The following is an 18,284-nucleotide window of genomic DNA, read 5'->3' as shown; positions in this document are numbered from 1 at the left end:
AAACACGATGATCGAAGGCGTGATGAAGGAAGGCTTCGTCACCACCAGTTATGACACGGTGGTGAACTGGGCCAAGACAGGGTCGATCTGGCCCATGACATTTGGCCTGGCCTGCTGTGCGGTGGAGATGATGCACGCAGCAGCTGCTCGCTATGACATCGGTCGCTTCGGCTCCGAAGTGTTCCGTGCCAGCCCCCGCCACTCTGACCTGATGATTGTTGCCGGTACGCTGTGCAACAAGATGGCTCCCGCGATGCGCAAGGTGTACGACCAGATGTCCGAGCCGCGCTGGGTAATTTCCATGGGCTCCTGCGCCAATGGTGGCGGTTACTACCACTACAGCTACTCGGTGGTGCGTGGTTGCGACCGCATTGTTCCCGTCGACGTCTATGTGCCTGGTTGCCCCCCGACAGCGGAAGCGCTGATCTACGGCATCATCCAGCTGCAGCAGAAGATTCGTCGTACCCACACCATCGCTCGCGTTTAAAGGGCTGAGATGACTGCAATTGCAATTCACCCCGAGAAGCTTCGGGATGTGGTTACTGCTGCCTTGGGTGACAGGGTGCGCTCCGTCACTCTGGCCTATGGCGAAGTGACGGTGGAAGTATCCGCTGACAAGTATCTGGACGTGATGCAGATTCTGCGCAATGCCCCGGACTGCCAGTTCGAGATGCTGCTGGATCTGTGCGGCGTGGACTATTCCACTTATGCGGAAGTCGGCAAGGACGGTCCGCGTTTTGCCGTTGTATCCCACCTGATGTCCCTGACGCTGAACCAGCGCCTGCGTGTGCGTGTGTACTGCGCCGACGACGACTTCCCCGTGGTGGCCTCGATCAACCCCATCTGGAACTCGGCCAACTGGTTCGAGCGCGAAGCCTTCGATCTGTTCGGCATCGTGTTCGAAGGTCACGAAGACCTGCGTCGTATCCTGACTGACTATGGCTTCATCGGCCATCCATTCCGCAAGGATTTCCCCCTGTCCGGTCACGTGGAAATGCGCTACGACGCCGAACAGCAACGTGTGGTGTACCAGCCCGTCACGATCGAGCCTCGCGAAATCACGCCGCGCATCATTCGTGAAGAAAACTACGGCGGAGGCCTGCACTAAAGGCGCACGTCGCCTTTTGACGGAAGACCATGGCTGAAATCAAGAACTATTCCCTGAACTTTGGTCCGCAGCACCCGGCAGCGCACGGTGTGCTGCGTCTGGTGTTGGAGCTCGATGGCGAGGTGGTGCAGCGCGCCGACCCGCACATCGGTTTACTGCACCGCGCGACCGAAAAGCTGGCCGAAAGCAAGACCTATATCCAGTCGCTGCCCTATATGGACCGTCTGGATTACTGCTCGATGATGAGCAACGAGCACGCTTACTGCCTGGCCATTGAAAAACTGATGGGCATCGAAGTGCCCATCCGTGCCCAGTACATCCGTGTGATGTTCTCGGAAATCACCCGCATCATGAATCACCTGATGTGGCTGGGCTCCTCGGGCAACGATGCCGGCAGCTCGACCATCCTGATCTACAGCTTCCGCGAGCGCGAAGCGCTGATGGACATGTACGAAGCAGTGTCGGGTGCGCGTATGCACGCGGCTTACTTCCGTCCCGGTGGCGTGTATCGCGACCTGCCGGACAGCATGCCCCAGTACAAGGCCAGCAAGGTGCGCAATGTGCGCTCCATGGAGGCTATGAACGAAGACCGCAAGGGCTCGCTGCTGGACTTCATCGATGCTTTCACGCAGCGCTTCCCCAAGTGTGCGGACGAGTACGAAACCCTGCTCACCGACAACCGCATCTGGAAGCAGCGTAACGTCGGCATCGGTGTGGTGTCTGCTGAGCGCGCCATCAATCTGGGTCTGACCGGTCCCATGCTGCGTGCCTCGGGCCTGCCCTGGGATATGCGCAAGACCCAGCCCTACGAGGTCTACGACAAGCTGGACTTCGATATTCCGGTGGGTGCCACGGGCGACTGCTACGACCGCTATCTGGTTCGCATGGCCGAAATGCGCGAGTCCAACAAGATCATCAAGCAATGCGTGGACTGGCTGCGTGTGAATCCCGGCCCGGTGATCACGGACAATCACAAGGTTGCGCCCGCAAGCCGTGAAGCCATGAAGTCCAACATGGAAGAGCTGATTCACCACTTCAAGCTCTTTACCGAAGGCTTCAAGGTTCCCGAAGGCGAGGCTTACGCTTCCGTCGAGCACCCCAAGGGTGAGTTCGGCATTTATTTGATCAGCGATGGTGCCAACAAGCCCTATCGACTGAAGATTCGTCCACCAGGATTTGCGCACATGGCTGCTCTCGATGAACTGAGCCGTGGCCATATGCTGGCTGACGCCGTGATGGTGCTCAGTACCCTGGACATCGTGTTTGGAGACGTTGACCGATGATTACCGAAGCGACCAGAGAACGCTTTGCGCGTGAGGTGGCAAAGTATCCGGCTGACCAGAAACAGTCTGCCGTCATGGCTTGCCTGTCTATCGTGCAGCAGGAGCAGGGCTGGGTCAGCCAGGAAAGCGAGGCAGTGATTGCCGAAGTCCTGGGCATGGCCGAGATTGCGGTGCACGAAGTCACCACTTTCTACAATATGTACAACCAGCAACCCGTTGGCAAGTACAAGCTCAATGTCTGCACCAATCTGCCATGCCAGCTGCGTGACGGCTACAAGGCCTTGCACCACCTGGAGCACAAGCTGGGCATCAAGATGGGCGAGACCACCAAGGATGGCCTGTTCACGCTGCAGCAGTCCGAGTGCCTGGGCGCCTGCGCCGACTCGCCCGTGATGCTGGTCAACGACCGTTGCATGTGCAGCTTCATGAGCAATGAAAAGCTCGACGAGCTGGTCGACGGCCTGCGCGCAGCGGAGGGCAAGGCATGAGCACGATTCTGAACAATCCTGCCGCCAATGCCGTGCTGGCCAAGTTCGCATCGACCGGCAATGAAACCTGCTTCCACGACCGTCACATCAACCCCCAGATCTATGCGGATCTGAACGGCAGCAACTGGTCCATCAAGGACTATGAAGCACGCGGCGGCTATCAGGCCTTGCGCAAGCTGCTGGGCAAGGATGGCGGCGAAGGCCTGACACAAGATCAGGTCATCGCGACGCTCAAGGAATCCGGTCTGCGCGGCCGTGGCGGTGCGGGCTTCCCCACGGGTCTGAAGTGGAGCTTCATGCCCCGCCAGTTCCCCGGTCAGAAGCACCTGGTCTGCAACTCGGATGAGGGCGAACCCGGTACCTGCAAGGACCGCGACATCCTGATGTTCAACCCGCACATCGTGATCGAAGGCATGATCATTGCCGCTTTCGCGATGGGTATCAGCATCGGCTACAACTACATCCACGGCGAAATCTTCGAAGTCTATGAGCGCTTCGAGGCGGCCCTGGAAGAAGCCCGTGCGGCCGGCTACTTGGGTGACAACATCCTGGGCAGCAGCTTCAGCTTCCAGCTGCATGCCCACCATGGCTTTGGCGCCTACATCTGCGGCGAAGAAACCGCGCTGCTGGAATCGCTGGAAGGCAAGAAGGGTCAGCCCCGCTTCAAGCCGCCATTCCCCGCCAGCTTCGGTCTCTACGGCAAGCCCACGACCATCAACAACACCGAGACCTTTGCGGCCGTTCCCTGGATCATCCGCAACGGTGGCCAGGCCTATCTGGAATGTGGCAAGCCCAACAACGGCGGCACCAAGATCTTCTCGGTCAGCGGCGACGTGAACCTGCCCGGCAACTACGAAGTTCCCATGGGCACGCCTTTCAGCAAGCTGCTGGAGCTGGCCGGCGGTGTGCGCACCGGACGCAAGCTCAAGGCCGTGATCCCCGGCGGCTCTTCGTCGCCCGTGCTGCCTGCCGACATCATCATGGACTGCACGATGGACTATGACTCCATCTCCAAGGCCGGCTCCATGCTGGGTTCGGGCGCCGTGATCGTGATGGATGATTCGCGCGACATGGTCGAGTGCCTGCTGCGTCTGTCGTACTTCTATTCGCACGAGTCCTGCGGCCAGTGCACGCCCTGCCGTGAAGGCACGGGCTGGCTGTGGCGCGTGGTGAACCGTATTCAGCACGGCGAAGGCCGTCCGGAAGATATCGAGCTGTTGGACTCGGTATCCGTGAACATCATGGGCCGCACGATCTGTGCGCTCGGCGACGCGGCAGCCATGCCGGTTCGCGCCATGATCAAGCACTTCCGCCACGAGTTCGAAGCGAAGATCCAGAACGCTTCCAAACAGGCAGCATGAGCGCCTGATCGCGAGACAAGCATATGGTTGAAATTGAACTGGACGGAAAAAAGGTCGAGGTGACGGAAGGCAGCATGGTCATGCATGCAGCCGAGAAGGCCGGCACCTACATTCCTCACTTCTGCTACCACAAGAAGCTATCCATTGCGGCCAACTGCCGCATGTGCCTTGTGGATGTGGAAAAGGCTCCCAAGCCCATGCCCGCCTGCGCCACGCCAGTGACGCAGGGCATGATCGTGCGCACCAAGAGCGAGAAGGCCATCAAGGCACAACAGTCGGTGATGGAGTTCCTGCTCATCAATCACCCGCTGGACTGCCCCATCTGCGACCAGGGCGGCGAATGCCAGCTCCAGGATCTGGCAGTGGGTTATGGCAGCAGCTCTTCGCGCTACGAAGAAGAAAAGCGCGTGGTGTTCCACAAGAACGTGGGGCCGCTGATTTCCATGGAGGAAATGAGCCGCTGCATTCACTGCACACGTTGCGTGCGCTTTGGCCAGGAAGTGGCCGGCGTCATGGAACTGGGCATGATTCACCGCGGCGAGCATTCCGAGATCACCACCGTTGTGGGCGATAGCGTGGACTCCGAGCTGTCGGGCAATATGATCGACATCTGCCCCGTGGGCGCGTTGACCAGCAAGCCCTTCCGCTACAGCGCCCGTACCTGGGAGCTGTCGCGCCGCAAGTCGGTGGCTCCGCACGACTCCACGGGTTCCAACCTGATCGTTCAGGTCAAGAACCACAAGGTCATGCGCGTTGTGCCCTTCGAGAACGAAGAAGTCAACGAATGCTGGATTGCCGACCGTGACCGCTTCTCCTACGAAGCGCTGAACAGCGACGAACGCCTCACCAAGCCCATGCTCAAGCAGGGCGGTGAGTGGAAGGAAGTCGACTGGCAGACTGCTCTGGAATATGTGGCCAACGGCCTGCAGCAGATCAAGAACAACCATGGCGTCAGCGCCATCGGCGCTCTGGTCAGCCCGCACAGCACGGTGGAAGAGCTGTTCCTGGCTGGCAAGCTGGTGCGCGGCATCGGTAGCGAGAACATCGACTACCGTCTGCGCAATGCCGAGTTTGCTGCCACGCAAGGCGTGCAGTGGCTGGGTCTGCCCATCGCCGCACTGAGCACTCTGCAGTCGGCTCTGATCGTGGGCTCCAACCTGCGCAAGGACCATCCGCTGTTCGCACAGCGCATCCGCCAGGCTGCCAAGAAGGGCTGCAAGGTCTTCGCCATCAACGATCGCGTCTATGACTGGGCCTTGCCCGTCAACGCATCGGTGGTCGCAGCCGGCGACTGGGCTCAGGCCCTGGCCGATGTGGCCGCTGCCGTGGCCGAAGCCAAGGGTGTCTCGGCTCCCGTGGCCGGTCAGGCCCATGACGAAGCCAAGGCGATTGCCGCCGCCCTGCTGGCCGGCGAGCAGAAGGCCGTGCTGCTGGGCAATGCCGCAGCGCACCATGCTCAGGCTTCCGCACTGCTGGCTCTGGCCAACTGGGTTGCCGAGCAGACCGGCGCCGCCGTGGGCTATCTGACCGAAGCCGCCAACACCGTGGGCGCGCAATGGGTCAAGGCCATGCCTGCTGGCAACGGTCTGAATGCGGCTCAGATGATTGATGGTGGCCTGAAGGCTGCCATCCTGCTGAACAACGAGCCCGAGTTCGACAGCGCTGCCGGCAAGGCCGCCATCGCAGGTCTGAACAAGGCCGAGATGGTGGTGACACTGAGCCCCTTCAAGGCCAACCTTGAATTCAGCGATGTGCTGTTGCCCATTGCTCCGTTCACGGAAACCTCGGGCAGCTTCGTCAACGCCGAAGGCCGTCTGCAGAGCTTCCATGCCGTGGTCAAGCCTCTGGCCGACACACGTCCCGCATGGAAGGTGCTGCGCGTGCTGGCCAACCTGATGGGTGTGCCGGGCGTTGACTATGAGACGTCGCAGGACGTGCTGGCTGAGGCCACCGGCGGCGCTGCCCAAGTGCCAGCCAATGTGCTGAGCAACGCGGCCCAGGCCGTGAGCGCAGTGCCCGCCGGCACAGTGACTGCGCCTGCAGTCGCCAGCATTTACCAGCTCGACAGCATCGTGCGCCGCGCTACGTCGCTGCAATTGACGGCTGACGCTCGTCAGGTTCGTGAGGGAGGCGCCGCATGATCGACGCATTGAAAGCCTGGGGCGCGGGCCTGTCCGCCGCTCCTTTCTGGACCGATGTGGCCTGGCCCGTCATCTGGATTCTGCTCGGCATCGTGGCCATCGTGGCTCCCCTGATGGGTGCCGTGGCCTACCTCACGCTGTGGGAACGCAAGCTGCTGGGTTTCATGCAAATCCGTCTGGGCCCCAACCGCGTGGGTCCCTCGGGTCTGCTGCAGCCTCTGGCTGACGGCCTGAAGCTGCTGACCAAGGAACTGATTCAGCCCACGGCAGCTGCCAAGGGCCTGTTCTATGTGGGCCCCGTCATGGCCATCATGCCGGCCCTGGCGGCCTGGGTGGTGATTCCCTTTGCCCCCGATGTGGCCCTGGCCAACGTGAATGCAGGTCTGCTGCTGCTCATGGCCATCACTTCCATCGAAGTCTATGGCGTGATCATTGCGGGCTGGGCTTCCAACTCCAAGTACGCCTTCCTGGGCGCGCTGCGTGCCTCGGCCCAGATGGTGAGCTACGAAATCGCGCTGGGCTTCTGTTTCCTGGTGGTCATCATGGTCACGGGCAGCATGAACCTCTCGGCCATCGTGATGAGCCAGGGTCAAGGTCAGTTCGCATCCATGGGCATGAGCATCCTGTCCTGGAACTGGTTGCCTCTGCTGCCCATCTTCATCGTCTACCTGATCTCGGTCGTTGCCGAAACCAACCGTCACCCGTTTGACGTGGTCGAAGGCGAAGCCGAAATCGTGGCAGGTCACATGGTCGAGTACTCGGGCATGGGCTTTGCGGTCTTCTTCCTGGCCGAATACGCGAGCATGTGGCTGGTTTCCATCCTGGCCGTGATCATGTTCCTGGGCGGCTGGTTGCCTCCGTTCGACTTCCTGGGTTTCATCCCCGGTTGGATCTGGCTGGCGATCAAGACCTTCCTGGTGGTGTCGTGCTTCATCTGGATTCGCGCTACCTTCCCGCGCTTCCGTTATGACCAGATCATGCGTCTGGGTTGGAAGATCTTCATTCCCGTCACCCTGGTGTGGCTGGTGGTTGTGGGTGCTTGGCTGTACTCGCCCTGGAACATCTGGAAATAAGCGGAGTACGTATGTCTGCAGTAGCTGCAACACCTTTCTCCTTCAAGGATTTCCTCAAGAGCTTCATGCTCTGGGAACTGGCCAAGGGCATGGCCCTGACTGGCCGCTACACCTTCCGTCGCAAGATCACGGTGCAGTTCCCTGAGGAAAAAACACCTCAGTCGCCACGCTTCCGTGGTCTGCACGCCCTGCGCCGTTACGAAAACGGCGAAGAGCGCTGCATTGCCTGCAAGCTTTGCGAAGCCGTGTGCCCTGCCATGGCCATCACCATCGAGTCCGATGTGCGTGACGACGGCTCGCGCCGTACCACGCGCTATGACATCGATCTGACCAAGTGCATCTTCTGCGGCTTCTGCGAAGAAAGCTGCCCGGTGGACTCCATCGTGGAGACGCACATCTTCGAATACCACGGCGAAAAGCGCGGTGATCTCTACTTCACCAAGGACATGCTCCTGGCAGTGGGTGACCGTTATGAAGCCGAGATCGCTGCCAACAAGGCAGCAGATGCCAAGTACCGCTGAAGCGGCTCCTTGATCACTTGAAAAGATTCGATCCATGGACGCCAAAACTGGTTTTTTCTATCTGTTCTCGGTCGTGCTGCTGTTTGCAGCCTTCCGGGTTGTCACGGCTCGCAACCCTGTGCACGCCGTGCTCAATCTGATTCTGGCCTTCTCGCAGGCTGCCGCCATCTGGCTGCTGCTCAAGGCTGAATTCCTCGGCATCGCTCTGGTGCTGGTCTATCTGGGCGCTGTGATGGTGCTGTTCCTGTTCGTGGTGATGATGCTCGATATCCGTATCGACTCCATGCGCCGCGGTTTCTGGAAGCATTTCCCGTTCGCCGCCCTGATCGGTGTGCTGATCGCCTTTGAAATGGGCATGGTGCTGATGGGCGGCTTCGGTGATGTCGAAGACGCCAAGGCTGTTGGTGCGACCATGGTCAATGCCGCCGGCCAGACCGTTCCTTACTCGAACACACAGGCTCTGGGCAAGCTGCTGTACACGGAATACCTGTATCCCGTGGAAATTGCGGCCGTGATCCTGCTGGTGGCCATGATTGCCGCAATTGCCCTGACGCTGCGCAAGCGCAAGGACAGCAAGGCCATGAACCCTGCAGATCAAATTCGTGTACGCGCCTCTGACCGCATCAAGCTGGTCAAGGTCGACAGCACCAAGCCTGCACAAAAACCTGACGCTGAAGCCGTGGCTGCAGCGCCTGCTGTGGAGACAAAAGCATGACGCTGACTTTGGGCCACTTCCTGACGCTGGGTGCCATGCTGTTTGCACTCTCCGTGGTTGGCATCTTTCTGAACCGCAAGAACCTGATCGTCTTGCTCATGGCCATCGAGCTGATGCTGCTGGCCGTGAACATGAACTTTGTCGCGTTTTCCAGCTATCTGGGCGACATGCACGGCCAGGTGTTCGTGTTTTTCATCCTGACAGTGGCTGCTGCTGAATCGGCCATCGGTCTGGCGATCTTGGTGCTGCTGTTCCGTAACAAGACAAGCATCGATGCGGAAGATCTCAACGCCCTCAAGGGTTGAGTCCGCCGTAACTTGCAAGGTTCTCAAGAAATGAGTCAAACCCTTTCTGCATCCATGCTGCTTGCGGTGCCGTTGGCACCGCTGGTCGGCTCCGCACTCGCGGGTATCTGGGGCACGGCCTTTGGCGGCAACAAGATTGGTCGCACCGGCAGCAGTTCCCTGACGATTCTGAGCGTGCTCCTGGCCTTCGTTCTGTCGGCCCTCACGTTCAAGGCTGTCGTGTTCGACGGCGCAAAGTTCAACGAAACCATCTACACCTGGATGGTTGTCGGTGGCCTGAAGATGGAAGTCGGTTTCCTGATCGACTCCATCACGGCCATGATGATGTGCGTGGTGACCTTTGTGTCGCTGATGGTTCACATCTACACCATGGGCTACATGGAAGAGGATGACGGCTACAACCGTTTCTTCTCCTATATCTCGCTGTTCACCTTCTCCATGTTGATGCTCGTGATGAGCAACAACCTGCTGCAGCTGTTCTTCGGCTGGGAAGCCGTGGGTCTGGTGTCCTATCTGCTGATCGGTTTCTACTACAAGAAGCCTACGGCCATCTTCGCGAACCTGAAGGCCTTCCTGGTCAACCGCGTGGGTGACTTCGGCTTCATTCTGGGTATCGGCCTGATTGCTGCCTATACCGGCACGCTGAACTACTCTGAAATCTTTGCCAAGCTGCCAGAGATCCAGAACACCCAGCTGCCCGGTACGGGCTGGCTGTTGGTGACCGTGACTGCCATCTGCCTGTTCATCGGCGCAATGGGCAAGTCGGCACAGTTCCCGCTGCACGCCTGGCTGCCGGACTCCATGGAAGGCCCCACGCCTATCTCCGCGCTGATTCACGCAGCGACCATGGTGACGGCTGGCATCTTCATGGTGTCGCGCATGTCTCCTCTGTATGAGCTGTCGGATGTTGCGCTGAACTTCATCCTGGTGATCGGCTCCATCACAGCGCTGTTCATGGGTATCCTGGGCATCATCCAGAACGACATCAAGCGCGTGATTGCGTACTCCACGCTGTCCCAGCTGGGCTATATGACCATCGCTCTGGGTGTGTCGGCCTACTCGGTGTCCGTGTTCCACCTGATGACCCACGCCTTCTTCAAGGCGCTGCTGTTCCTCGGTGCCGGCTCCGTCATCATGGGCATGCACCACAATCAGGACATCCGCTGGATGGGCGGCGTGCGCAAGTACATGCCCATCACCTGGATCACCTTCCTGCTGGGTAACCTCGCGCTGATCGGCACGCCGTTCTTCTCGGGCTTCTACTCCAAGGATGCCATCATCGAGGCGGTTCACGCTTCCAACCTGCCTGCTGCCGGCTTTGCCAATTTTGCAGTTCTGGCCGGTGTGTTCATCACGGCTTTCTACTCCTTCCGTCTGTACTTCATCGTCTTCCACGGCAAGGAGCGCTACGACCAGAACCCCGATGCCCACCATGATGACCACCACGGTCATGACGACCACGGCCATGGCCATGATGCCAAGCCCCACGAGTCGCCTCTGGTGGTGACCGGTCCTCTGGTGCTGCTGGCCATTCCTTCGGTGGTGATCGGTGCGATTGCGCTGATGCCCATGCTGTTTGGCGACTTCTTCAAGGGCGTGATCCACGTCGATGGCTCCAAGCATGGCGCCATGGCCGAACTGGCCGAGAAGATCCACGGCTGGGTGCCCATGGCACTGCACGGTTTCACGGCTGCACCGTTCTGGCTGGCTCTGGCCGGTGTGGTGGTGTCCTATGTGTTCTACATGGTCAAGCCCGAGATTCCTGCCGCCATCATGGCTTTCTCCAAGAAGATTGGTCTCTACCAGGTTCTGGAAGGCAAGTACGGCGTGGACTGGGTGTACGAGAACATCTTCGCCCGCGGCTCCCGTGCCTTCGGTACCTTCTTCTGGAAGGCCGGCGATCAGGCCATCATCGATGGCGCCATCGTGAACGGCTCCTGGAAGCTCATGGCCAAGTTCGGTCAGTGGGTGCGCGGCCTGCAAACAGGCTATCTCTATCACTACGCGTTGGTCATGCTGCTGGGTATCGTTGCCCTCATGACGTACTTCGTGTGGCTCAACAAGTAGTAGGGGAAGAACAAAAATGGGTTTGTTGAGTCTTTCTATCTGGGTGCCGATTGCTTTTGGCGCCCTCCTGCTGGCCTTCAGCAAAGAAGGGCAGGCCAACGCGGTGCGCTGGCTGGCACTGATCGGTGCGCTGATCGGTTTTGCGGTGACCATTCCTCTGGTCACCGGCTTCGACACCACGACTGCCAATATGCAGTTTGTGGAGAACGCGCTCTGGATTGAGCGCTTCAACATCCACTACCACCTGGGCGTGGATGGCATCTCCATGTGGTTTGTGCCGCTGACGGCCTTCATCACCGTCATCGTGGTGATCGCCTCCTGGACCAACATCACCGAGCGCGTCAACCAGTACATGGCCGCTTTCCTGATCCTGTCGGGTCTGATGATCGGTGTGTTCGCGTCTCTGGATGGCATGCTGTTCTATGTGTTCTTCGAAGCGACTCTGATCCCGATGTATCTGATCATCGGTATCTGGGGTGGTCCGAACAAGATCTACGCAGCCTTCAAGTTCTTCCTGTACACCTTGATGGGCTCGCTGCTCACACTGGTCGCTCTGATCTATCTGTACACCCAATCGGGCGGCAGCTTCGAGATCCTGGACTGGCACAAGCTGCCCCTGTCCGGTACCGCACAGACGCTGATCTTCTTCGCCTTCTTCGCCGCTTTTGCGGTGAAGGTGCCCATGTTCCCGGTCCACACCTGGCTGCCTGACGTTCACGTTGAAGCCCCTACCGGCGGTTCCGCCGTGCTGGCCGCCATCATGCTGAAGCTTGGTGCCTATGGTTTCCTGCGCTTCTCTCTGCCCATTGCTCCCGATGCGGCGCATGAGTGGTCGGGCCTGATGATCACGCTGTCGCTGATTGCCGTGATCTATGTGGGTGTGGTGGCTCTGGTGCAAAAGGACATGAAGAAGCTGGTGGCTTATTCGTCCGTGGCTCACATGGGCTTTGTGACCTTGGGCTTCTTCATGTTCAACAACCTGGGCATCTCCGGTGGCCTGGTGCAGATGATTGCCCACGGTTTCGTGTCCGGCGCCATGTTCCTGTGCATCGGCGTGCTGTACGACCGCGTTCACTCCCGCGAAATCGCCGCTTACGGCGGTGTGGTCAACACCATGCCCAAGTTCGCTGCCTTTGCCCTGCTGTTCGCCATGGCCAACTGCGGTCTGCCTGCAACCGCCGGTTTTGTCGGCGAGTGGATGGTGATCCTGGGTGCCGTGCAATACAACTTCTGGATTGGTCTGGGCGCTGCAACCGCTCTGATCTTCGGCGCTGCCTACACCCTGTGGATGTACAAGCGCGTGTACCTGGGTGCCGTGGCCAACGACCATGTGGCTGAACTCAAGGACATCAACTGCCGCGAATTCCTGGTGCTGGGCCTGCTGGCCGCGGCCGTGCTGGTCATGGGTCTGTATCCCAAGCCCTTCACCGATGTGATGGATGTGTCTGTGGCAGAGCTCATCAAGCATGTGGCTGTGAGCAAGCTCAACTGACCAGACTGAAACGAGAGACACGAGATGATTGACAACATCAGCTGGCTGGCGATCTACCCGGAGATCACTCTCCTGGTCATGGCCTGCGTCATTGCCTTGGTGGACCTGGGCGTCAAGAGCGCCCGTCGCACCGGCACCTATGTTCTGACCATGCTCACCCTGCTTGTCGTGGCGGTGATGCAAGGCATGTACGCCGCGAGCGGCAATACCTTCTACGGCTGGGGCAACATGGTTGTCTCGGACGCCATGGGCAACTGGCTCAAGTGCTTTGCCACTATCGCCGTGATGATCACCATGGTCTACGGCCGCCCTTATGCGGCCGAGCGCGACATGCTGCGCGGCGGTGAGTTCTTCACACTGTCCATGCTGGCCCTGCTGGGCATGTTCATCATGATCAGCGGCAACAACTTCCTGGTCCTGTATCTGGGCCTGGAGCTGCTGACACTGTCCAGCTATGCGCTGGTGGCTCTGCGCCGTGACCACACCGTGTCCGTCGAAGCCGCCATGAAGTACTTCGTTCTGGGCGCCATGGCTTCCGGTTTCCTGCTGTACGGCATGTCCATGCTCTACGGCGCCACCGGTTCGCTGGATATCGGACAGGTCTTCAAGGCCATCAATTCCGGTGAAATCAAGCACCAGGTGCTGGTCTTCGGTCTGGTCTTCGTGGTCGCCGGTCTGGCCTTCAAGCTGGGTGTGGTTCCTTTCCACATGTGGGTGCCCGACGTTTACCAGGGTGCACCTACCGCCATCACTGCCTTGATCGGTGGCGCACCCAAGCTGGCTGCCTTTGCCATGACCATCCGCCTGCTGGTGGACGGCCTGCTGCCGCTGGCCATCGATTGGCAGCAGATGCTGATGGTGCTGGCCGTCTGCTCGCTGCTCATCGGCAACCTGGCCGGTCTGCAGCAGACCAGCCTCAAGCGCATGCTGGCTTACTCGACGATTTCCCAGATGGGCTTCGTGCTGCTGGGTCTGATGTCGGGTGTGGTGGACGGCAAGGTCGATCCTGCCACCGTCGAAAATGCCTACAGCTCGGCGATGTTCTACATCGTGACCTATGTGCTGACCGCCCTGGCTTCCTTCGGCGTGATCCTGCTGCTGGCCCGCGAAGGCTTTGAAAGCGAAGAGATCGCCGATCTGGCCGGCCTGAACCAGCGCAGCCCGCTGTACGCCGGCGTGATGGCGATCTGCCTGTTCTCCATGGCCGGTATTCCTCCGCTGGTCGGCTTCTACGCCAAGCTGTCCGTGCTGCAGGCACTGGTTGCTTCGGGCAGCAGCCTGTACATCGGTCTGGCCGTGTTCGCCGTGATCATGTCGCTGATCGGCGCCTTCTATTACCTGCGCGTGGTCAAGGTCATGTACTTTGATGCTCCAATCACTGCTACCAGCGTGTCTGCCCCTCTGGATGTACGCGTTGTGCTGACGATCAACGGTGCGCTGGTTCTGCTGCTGGGTATCCTGCCCGGCGGTCTGATGGCCTTGTGCGCTGACGCCGTTGTGCGTGCTCTGGCTTCCTGATAAGACGAATGTGATGAGGGCTTGATGCCCTCATCGCTTTTTCTAGGAATGGCTTTGTGTCTATAACCGCCTCTATCTGGCTCATCATCTTGGCTGCCCTTGTGGCAGCCAATTTGCCTTTTATCAACCAGCGTCTGGGCATCATCGGCCCCGTCATGGCCGGTCGCAAGCCGCTGTGGGTGCGCCTGCTGGAAATGATTGCCCTGTACCTGCTGGTGGGCGGCCTGGGCTTGCTGCTGGAGCGTCGCGCCGGTCAGATATCTCCCCAAGGCTGGGAGTTCTATGCCATTACTGCTACGCTGTTTTTGACGCTGGCATTTCCCGGCTTCGTTTATCGCTATCTGGTTCACCGCAAGGGTTGAGTGGCGCCATGAAAGTGCTTGATCTTCACTGCCCTGCAGGCCATGTCTTTGAAGGCTGGTTTGCTTCGGAAGATGATTTTCAGAATCAGCTGCAGCGCAAGCTGGTGGAATGTCCTGTTTGCGGCGACAGTGATGTGACCAAGCGCTTGAGTGCTCCCCGTCTCAATCTGGGCGCACAGCCGCCCAAAGCTGCCCAGACTGCGAAGCCGGCTCCTGCCGCAGCGCCGGAGCTTCCCGTCGCCGTACCCGAGATCAGCGCCGAGGCGCGGGCACATCTGCAGTCCATGCATGCCGCCTGGATGCAGTGGTCGCGCCAGGTTGCGCAAAATACCGAGGACGTCGGCAAAAAATTCGCCGAAGAGGCGCGTCGCATTCACTACGGTGAAACCGAGGAGCGTGCCATTCGCGGCCAGACCAGCGCCCAGGAGGCCATGGAGCTGCTGGAAGAGGGCATTGGCGTTCTGCCCCTGGCCTTGCCCGAGTCGGCCAGTGGCGAAGGCGGCAGCGGCAGCCTGCAATAAGCCCGGACCTTCACTCTCCCTTGCACGACGCCAGGGGCTGTAGCTTCAGCTCAGTTGCTGATAGATCGCGTTGGCCAGAGTCTGCAGGCGCTCGCGCGGCAGGGAGGCACTCAAGGCATAGCCTTGCCGGCCGTCGATCCAGTAAAAGCCATGGCTTGCACCGTCGCTGCTCCATTGAAAGGAGGCAGGGGCGGTGGTGGCTGCCGTCCCGGGCTTGAGCACTGAGACATACAGGGTGACGCGCTGGCCGGCCTGATCCTCGTACATGAACTGGGCGCGGGCCTGGCCGGTCTCCCCGGGCAGCAGCCGCCCGCCCATGAGATGAAAGCCCTGGGCTTCCAGCACCGGGGGCTTGAGCGCAACGCCCAGCCGCTTGGACAGCCACTGCACCAGATGCGCCTGCTGCTGTGCCGCGACCTCGACGGGGTGGCGCTGCTCGGGCACATAGACGGCATGGGCAGCAGCCGCCTCGCGGACAAAGCCTGGCAACTGCACGGCCGTGTCCGCTGGCAGCGAGCCGGATTTTTGCTGGCCTGCACCATAGCCAAGTCCCAGGCCCACGCTGAGCATGATGCCTGCGGCCAGCGCATGTTGCCAGCGCCACTGCAGCGCCGGCTTTTGCAGGGATAGTATGAGCCGGGGCGGGACCGGCTCTTCGAGCAATTGCGCATGCAGAGCCTGAAGGCCCGCGTTCTGGGCCTGAATGGCGGCCATGCGCGCTGCTTCTTCGGGGTGTTCGGCCAGCCATTGCGCCACGGTCGCAGCGGCATCGGGCTGCAACTCTCCATCCACCCAGGCATGCAGCGTGGTTTCATCGGGGCGCTGGGGTGTCATTGCACTTTCCTTCATTTGACAGCCCTCAACACGGTCGTCGCGGGTCTTTCTCCTTCCATGAGGCGCCTGAGCTGTTCGCGGGCACGCGAGAGGCGCGACATCACCGTTCCCACGGGAACGCCCAGCATCTGCGCGGCTTCGCCATAGCTGAACTGCTCCATGCCGATCAGCAGCAACACCTCGCGTGCCTGCGGCGTGAGATGGGACAGGGCCCGCTCCAGATCCAGTTGCAGCGTCAGTCTGGGCATGGGGTCGTGAGGCGTGTCCTGCGCCTCGTCAAGCTCCACCATGCGATACCGCGAGGACTGCTGCCACTGATTGGCATAGAGGTTGTGCATCAAGGTCAGCAGCCAGCTGAGCAAGGCCTTTTGCACCAGCTCGGTCGAGGCGGCGGCCGGCGGCTGCCACAGGGCCCACTTCTGGCAGGCGCGCTCCAGGGTGTCCTGCACCAGATCGTCTGCCAGCGCGGCATCGCCCGCCAGCGCACGTGCATAGCGGCGCAGGCGGGGAATATGGACCAGGGCGGCGTCGACCTTCACTCAAGGCTTGGCGACATGCCAGCTATTGTTGAGAAAGCCGTCACCCGTCATGTCGCCGGGCTTGGCATCTTTGACCCAGTGATAGAGGGGGCGGCCCTTGTAAGCCCATTGCTTGCTGCCGTCATCGCGCATCACCACGCTCCAGTCGCCGATCGGCGCCGCACTCGCGGGGGCCATCAGAGGCGGCCAGTTGGTGGCGCAGCCGCCGTTGCAGACGCTTTTGCCGGAGCCTGCGGCATCCTTGTCAAAGACGTAGAGCGTCATCTGGGTCGGTCCGACCAGCACGCCGTTGAGGGTAGTGGCAGGGGATTTTGCCGAAGTGACCGAGCCGGTCGAGCAGGCCGCCAGCAGGGCGGCGGAAGCTAGCGTCAGAGAAGCGATGCGAAACATGAGGTCTCTCCTTGTGGTTGACCTGCAGTAAACAGTTCTGCAAGGGGTTTTATTCCATTCGTTTTCACGCAGGAACTCAAGAGCAGCGCGGCAGGTCTTGCAGGCATGGCCTCAGGCATCGATTGCTGAATAATTTGATAGCTGCTATTGCCGATTGAGTATTTATTTCATGGATAAAAGAGCATGAAATTCATATGAGGCAATCGGAAGCAGCTTTTAAATTAATAGCGATATGGCTGTTCTTTGTCGCCCTTGGTTTTTAAGGACGACAAATGGCAAGCATATTTGCGAGCATTGGGCTAGTAACCCGGTTACTCCAGTGGGAATTGAGCGACTCAGGGTTTACGGCATCAGGGCCAATCTGGGGAGCGCTGTGCTATGAGGGCGCATTTCGCCCAGTCTTACTAATATTGATAGCGCAATATGTATAAGGCATAAGCTTTTTTAGAGATTCCGAAGTGGATGCTGACATTCCTGGGGATGCCGCTGTCTCTGGCGTGGCTTGCAGTTGCGATGAGTTTGAAGTTTGCAGTTACTTCTGTTGTTGCTATTTGTTTTATGGAAGATTAGGGAAAGCATAAGTCCGATGGCTCTTCATTCCTAGGAGTTTCCCGCTGCGGCACTGCAGCATGAAAGACCAAGATGCCGCTCAGGCAGAGGAAGTACAGCAAGTTGCTCCCCTCTTTGTTTTGCAGCATTCAGGACTGACGGCCAGCGCATGAGCGACCTTATTCTCGAAACCAGGCAACTCACCAAAGAGTTCAAAGGCTTTACCGCCGTCAGCAAGGTGGATCTGGCCGTGCAGCGTGGCTCCATTCACGCGCTGATCGGGCCCAATGGAGCAGGCAAGACCACTTGCTTCAATCTGCTGACCAAGTTTCTGGAGCCCACTTCCGGGAGCATCCAGTTCAACGGGCTGGACATTACCCGCGAGGCGCCGGCACAGATTGCGCGACGCGGCGTGATTCGCTCGTTTCAGATTTCCGCCGTGTTTCCGCACTGCACCTTGCTGGAGAACGTGCGCATAGGCCTGCAGCGCCAGCTGGGCACGGCCTATCAGTTCTGGACCAGCGAGAAGACACTCAATCAGCTCAATGACCGCGCCATGGAGCTGCTGACCGAAGTCGGGCTGCAGGACCTGGCCGATGAAGTGACCGTGAACCTGCCTTATGGGCGCAAGCGCGCCCTGGAAATTGCGACCACGCTGGCCATGGAGCCCGAGCTGATGCTGCTGGACGAACCCACACAGGGCATGGGCCATGAGGATGTGGATCGCGTGACCCAGCTCATCAAGAAGGTCTCTGCCGGCCGCACCATCCTGATGGTGGAGCACAACATGAAGGTGATTGCCACCATCGCCGATCGCATCACCGTGCTGCAGCGCGGCGCCGTTCTGGCTGAAGGGCGCTACGAAGAGGTTTCGCGCAATCCGCAGGTGATGGAAGCCTATATGGGGACCACGGACGGGCAGCTTCAGGGGGCGCATTGAATGCCCCCCTGTGCCGCTCACGCGGCCTCCCCCGGAGGGGGACAACACCATCGCTGCGGGGCGGCCCTTGCTTGGTG

At 59.8% G+C, this 18,284-nt stretch carries 19 protein-coding genes; 16 read left to right on the top strand and 3 right to left on the bottom strand.

Features of this window, described 5'->3' with window-relative positions:
* Positions 1–7: 7 nt before the first annotated feature.
* Genes AAIL67_RS13480 through AAIL67_RS13410 form a run of 15 tightly spaced genes read left to right on the top strand, consistent with a single transcriptional unit; the run spans position 8 to position 14,955 of the window.
* Entirely contained in the window at positions 8–487 is a 480-nt protein-coding gene (locus AAIL67_RS13480) for an NADH-quinone oxidoreductase subunit B (RefSeq protein WP_003057832.1), read from the top strand.
* 9 nt (positions 488–496) lie between these two features.
* Entirely contained in the window at positions 497–1,108 is a 612-nt protein-coding gene (locus AAIL67_RS13475) for an NADH-quinone oxidoreductase subunit C (protein ID WP_012837316.1), read from the top strand.
* 29 nt (positions 1,109–1,137) lie between these two features.
* The gene (locus AAIL67_RS13470; protein WP_003076498.1) at positions 1,138–2,391 is read left to right on the top strand and encodes an NADH-quinone oxidoreductase subunit D; all 1,254 of its coding nucleotides are present in this window, start codon (positions 1,138–1,140) and stop codon (positions 2,389–2,391) included.
* Positions 2,388–2,879 (top strand): NADH-quinone oxidoreductase subunit NuoE, encoded by a 492-nt coding sequence (gene nuoE, locus AAIL67_RS13465; RefSeq protein ID WP_003057829.1) that lies wholly within the window; start codon positions 2,388–2,390, stop codon positions 2,877–2,879. Before AAIL67_RS13470 ends, nuoE begins: the two co-directional genes overlap by 4 nt.
* Positions 2,876–4,240 carry an NADH-quinone oxidoreductase subunit NuoF gene (gene nuoF / locus AAIL67_RS13460; RefSeq protein ID WP_003064388.1) on the top strand — a complete coding sequence of 455 codons (1,365 nt, stop codon included), beginning with the start codon at positions 2,876–2,878 and terminating at the stop codon, positions 4,238–4,240. The genes nuoE and nuoF overlap by 4 nt, the downstream gene beginning before the upstream one ends.
* Before the next feature lie 23 nt (positions 4,241–4,263).
* Positions 4,264–6,381 carry an NADH-quinone oxidoreductase subunit NuoG gene (gene nuoG, locus AAIL67_RS13455; RefSeq protein WP_063661548.1) on the top strand — a complete coding sequence of 706 codons (2,118 nt, stop codon included), beginning with the start codon at positions 4,264–4,266 and terminating at the stop codon, positions 6,379–6,381.
* The gene (nuoH, locus tag AAIL67_RS13450; RefSeq protein ID WP_003057825.1) at positions 6,378–7,454 is read left to right on the top strand and encodes an NADH-quinone oxidoreductase subunit NuoH; all 1,077 of its coding nucleotides are present in this window, start codon (positions 6,378–6,380) and stop codon (positions 7,452–7,454) included. Before nuoG ends, nuoH begins: the two co-directional genes overlap by 4 nt.
* Before the next feature lie 11 nt (positions 7,455–7,465).
* Entirely contained in the window at positions 7,466–7,975 is a 510-nt protein-coding gene (nuoI, locus tag AAIL67_RS13445) for an NADH-quinone oxidoreductase subunit NuoI (protein ID WP_003057824.1), read from the top strand.
* A gap of 34 nt (positions 7,976–8,009) precedes the next feature.
* Entirely contained in the window at positions 8,010–8,690 is a 681-nt protein-coding gene (locus AAIL67_RS13440; RefSeq protein WP_034365061.1) for an NADH-quinone oxidoreductase subunit J, read from the top strand.
* Complete coding sequence (gene nuoK, locus AAIL67_RS13435) at positions 8,687–8,995, top strand: NADH-quinone oxidoreductase subunit NuoK (RefSeq protein WP_003057821.1); 309 nt, start codon at positions 8,687–8,689, stop codon at positions 8,993–8,995. Before AAIL67_RS13440 ends, nuoK begins: the two co-directional genes overlap by 4 nt.
* 30 nt (positions 8,996–9,025) lie before the next feature.
* Positions 9,026–11,062: an NADH-quinone oxidoreductase subunit L gene (nuoL, locus tag AAIL67_RS13430; protein ID WP_177340986.1), complete on the top strand. Its 2,037-nt coding sequence runs from the start codon at positions 9,026–9,028 to the stop codon at positions 11,060–11,062.
* Positions 11,063–11,078: 16 nt separating this feature from the next.
* Positions 11,079–12,554, top strand: coding sequence for an NADH-quinone oxidoreductase subunit M (locus AAIL67_RS13425; protein WP_003064396.1), 1,476 nt, complete (start codon positions 11,079–11,081; stop codon positions 12,552–12,554).
* A 24-nt stretch (positions 12,555–12,578) separates the two neighbouring features.
* On the top strand, positions 12,579–14,072 hold the full coding sequence (gene nuoN / locus AAIL67_RS13420) for an NADH-quinone oxidoreductase subunit NuoN (protein WP_003064398.1): 1,494 nt from the start codon (positions 12,579–12,581) through the stop codon (positions 14,070–14,072).
* A 56-nt stretch (positions 14,073–14,128) separates the two neighbouring features.
* Positions 14,129–14,434 carry a DUF2818 family protein gene (locus tag AAIL67_RS13415; protein WP_003076486.1) on the top strand — a complete coding sequence of 102 codons (306 nt, stop codon included), beginning with the start codon at positions 14,129–14,131 and terminating at the stop codon, positions 14,432–14,434.
* An 8-nt stretch (positions 14,435–14,442) separates the two neighbouring features.
* On the top strand, positions 14,443–14,955 hold the full coding sequence (locus AAIL67_RS13410) for a DUF1178 family protein (protein ID WP_034389394.1): 513 nt from the start codon (positions 14,443–14,445) through the stop codon (positions 14,953–14,955).
* A gap of 45 nt (positions 14,956–15,000) precedes the next feature.
* On the opposite strand, the gene AAIL67_RS13405 is transcribed toward AAIL67_RS13410, so the two are convergent.
* The 3 genes from AAIL67_RS13405 to AAIL67_RS13395 are packed head-to-tail and all read right to left on the bottom strand — an operon-like array spanning position 15,001 to position 16,718.
* Positions 15,001–15,789, bottom strand: coding sequence for an anti-sigma factor (locus AAIL67_RS13405; RefSeq protein WP_034389395.1), 789 nt, complete (start codon positions 15,787–15,789; stop codon positions 15,001–15,003).
* A gap of 11 nt (positions 15,790–15,800) precedes the next feature.
* A complete protein-coding gene (locus AAIL67_RS13400; RefSeq protein WP_343484221.1) occupies positions 15,801–16,328 on the bottom strand; it encodes an RNA polymerase sigma factor in 528 nt (175 codons plus the stop codon).
* Positions 16,329–16,718 (bottom strand): hypothetical protein, encoded by a 390-nt coding sequence (locus AAIL67_RS13395; protein WP_012837322.1) that lies wholly within the window; start codon positions 16,716–16,718, stop codon positions 16,329–16,331.
* Positions 16,719–17,436: 718 nt separating this feature from the next.
* Between AAIL67_RS13395 and AAIL67_RS13390 the strand changes: the two genes are divergently transcribed.
* Positions 17,437–18,207 (top strand): ABC transporter ATP-binding protein, encoded by a 771-nt coding sequence (locus tag AAIL67_RS13390; RefSeq protein ID WP_343484220.1) that lies wholly within the window; start codon positions 17,437–17,439, stop codon positions 18,205–18,207.
* Positions 18,208–18,284: the final 77 nt, after the last annotated feature.

Origin of the sequence: Comamonas sp. A7-5 (assembly GCF_039581385.1) — a bacterium.
Taxonomy (GTDB): domain Bacteria; phylum Pseudomonadota; class Gammaproteobacteria; order Burkholderiales; family Burkholderiaceae_C; genus Comamonas; species Comamonas thiooxydans.
The sequence above is the reverse complement of the archived record's forward strand: the minus strand, read 5'-3'. Positions and strand labels throughout refer to the sequence as shown.

Excerpts from the sequence above, each read along its gene's own strand:
- AAIL67_RS13390 (WP_343484220.1), top strand. The coding sequence starts at position 17,437 with ATGAGCGACCTTATTCTCGAAACCAGGCAACTCACCAAAGAGTTCAAA.
- nuoG (WP_063661548.1), top strand. The coding sequence starts at position 4,264 with ATGGTTGAAATTGAACTGGACGGAAAAAAGGTCGAGGTGACGGAAGGC.
- AAIL67_RS13405 (WP_034389395.1), bottom strand. The coding sequence starts at position 15,789 with ATGACACCCCAGCGCCCCGATGAAACCACGCTGCATGCCTGGGTGGAT.
- nuoL (WP_177340986.1), top strand. The coding sequence starts at position 9,026 with ATGAGTCAAACCCTTTCTGCATCCATGCTGCTTGCGGTGCCGTTGGCA.
- AAIL67_RS13410 (WP_034389394.1), top strand. The coding sequence starts at position 14,443 with ATGAAAGTGCTTGATCTTCACTGCCCTGCAGGCCATGTCTTTGAAGGC.
- nuoI (WP_003057824.1), top strand. The coding sequence starts at position 7,466 with ATGTCTGCAGTAGCTGCAACACCTTTCTCCTTCAAGGATTTCCTCAAG.
- AAIL67_RS13470 (WP_003076498.1), top strand. The coding sequence starts at position 1,138 with ATGGCTGAAATCAAGAACTATTCCCTGAACTTTGGTCCGCAGCACCCG.
- AAIL67_RS13440 (WP_034365061.1), top strand. The coding sequence starts at position 8,010 with ATGGACGCCAAAACTGGTTTTTTCTATCTGTTCTCGGTCGTGCTGCTG.
- nuoH (WP_003057825.1), top strand. The coding sequence starts at position 6,378 with ATGATCGACGCATTGAAAGCCTGGGGCGCGGGCCTGTCCGCCGCTCCT.
- AAIL67_RS13395 (WP_012837322.1), bottom strand. The coding sequence starts at position 16,718 with ATGTTTCGCATCGCTTCTCTGACGCTAGCTTCCGCCGCCCTGCTGGCG.
- AAIL67_RS13475 (WP_012837316.1), top strand. The coding sequence starts at position 497 with ATGACTGCAATTGCAATTCACCCCGAGAAGCTTCGGGATGTGGTTACT.
- nuoF (WP_003064388.1), top strand. The coding sequence starts at position 2,876 with ATGAGCACGATTCTGAACAATCCTGCCGCCAATGCCGTGCTGGCCAAG.
- nuoN (WP_003064398.1), top strand. The coding sequence starts at position 12,579 with ATGATTGACAACATCAGCTGGCTGGCGATCTACCCGGAGATCACTCTC.
- nuoK (WP_003057821.1), top strand. The coding sequence starts at position 8,687 with ATGACGCTGACTTTGGGCCACTTCCTGACGCTGGGTGCCATGCTGTTT.
- nuoE (WP_003057829.1), top strand. The coding sequence starts at position 2,388 with ATGATTACCGAAGCGACCAGAGAACGCTTTGCGCGTGAGGTGGCAAAG.
- AAIL67_RS13480 (WP_003057832.1), top strand. The coding sequence starts at position 8 with ATGATCGAAGGCGTGATGAAGGAAGGCTTCGTCACCACCAGTTATGAC.
- AAIL67_RS13425 (WP_003064396.1), top strand. The coding sequence starts at position 11,079 with ATGGGTTTGTTGAGTCTTTCTATCTGGGTGCCGATTGCTTTTGGCGCC.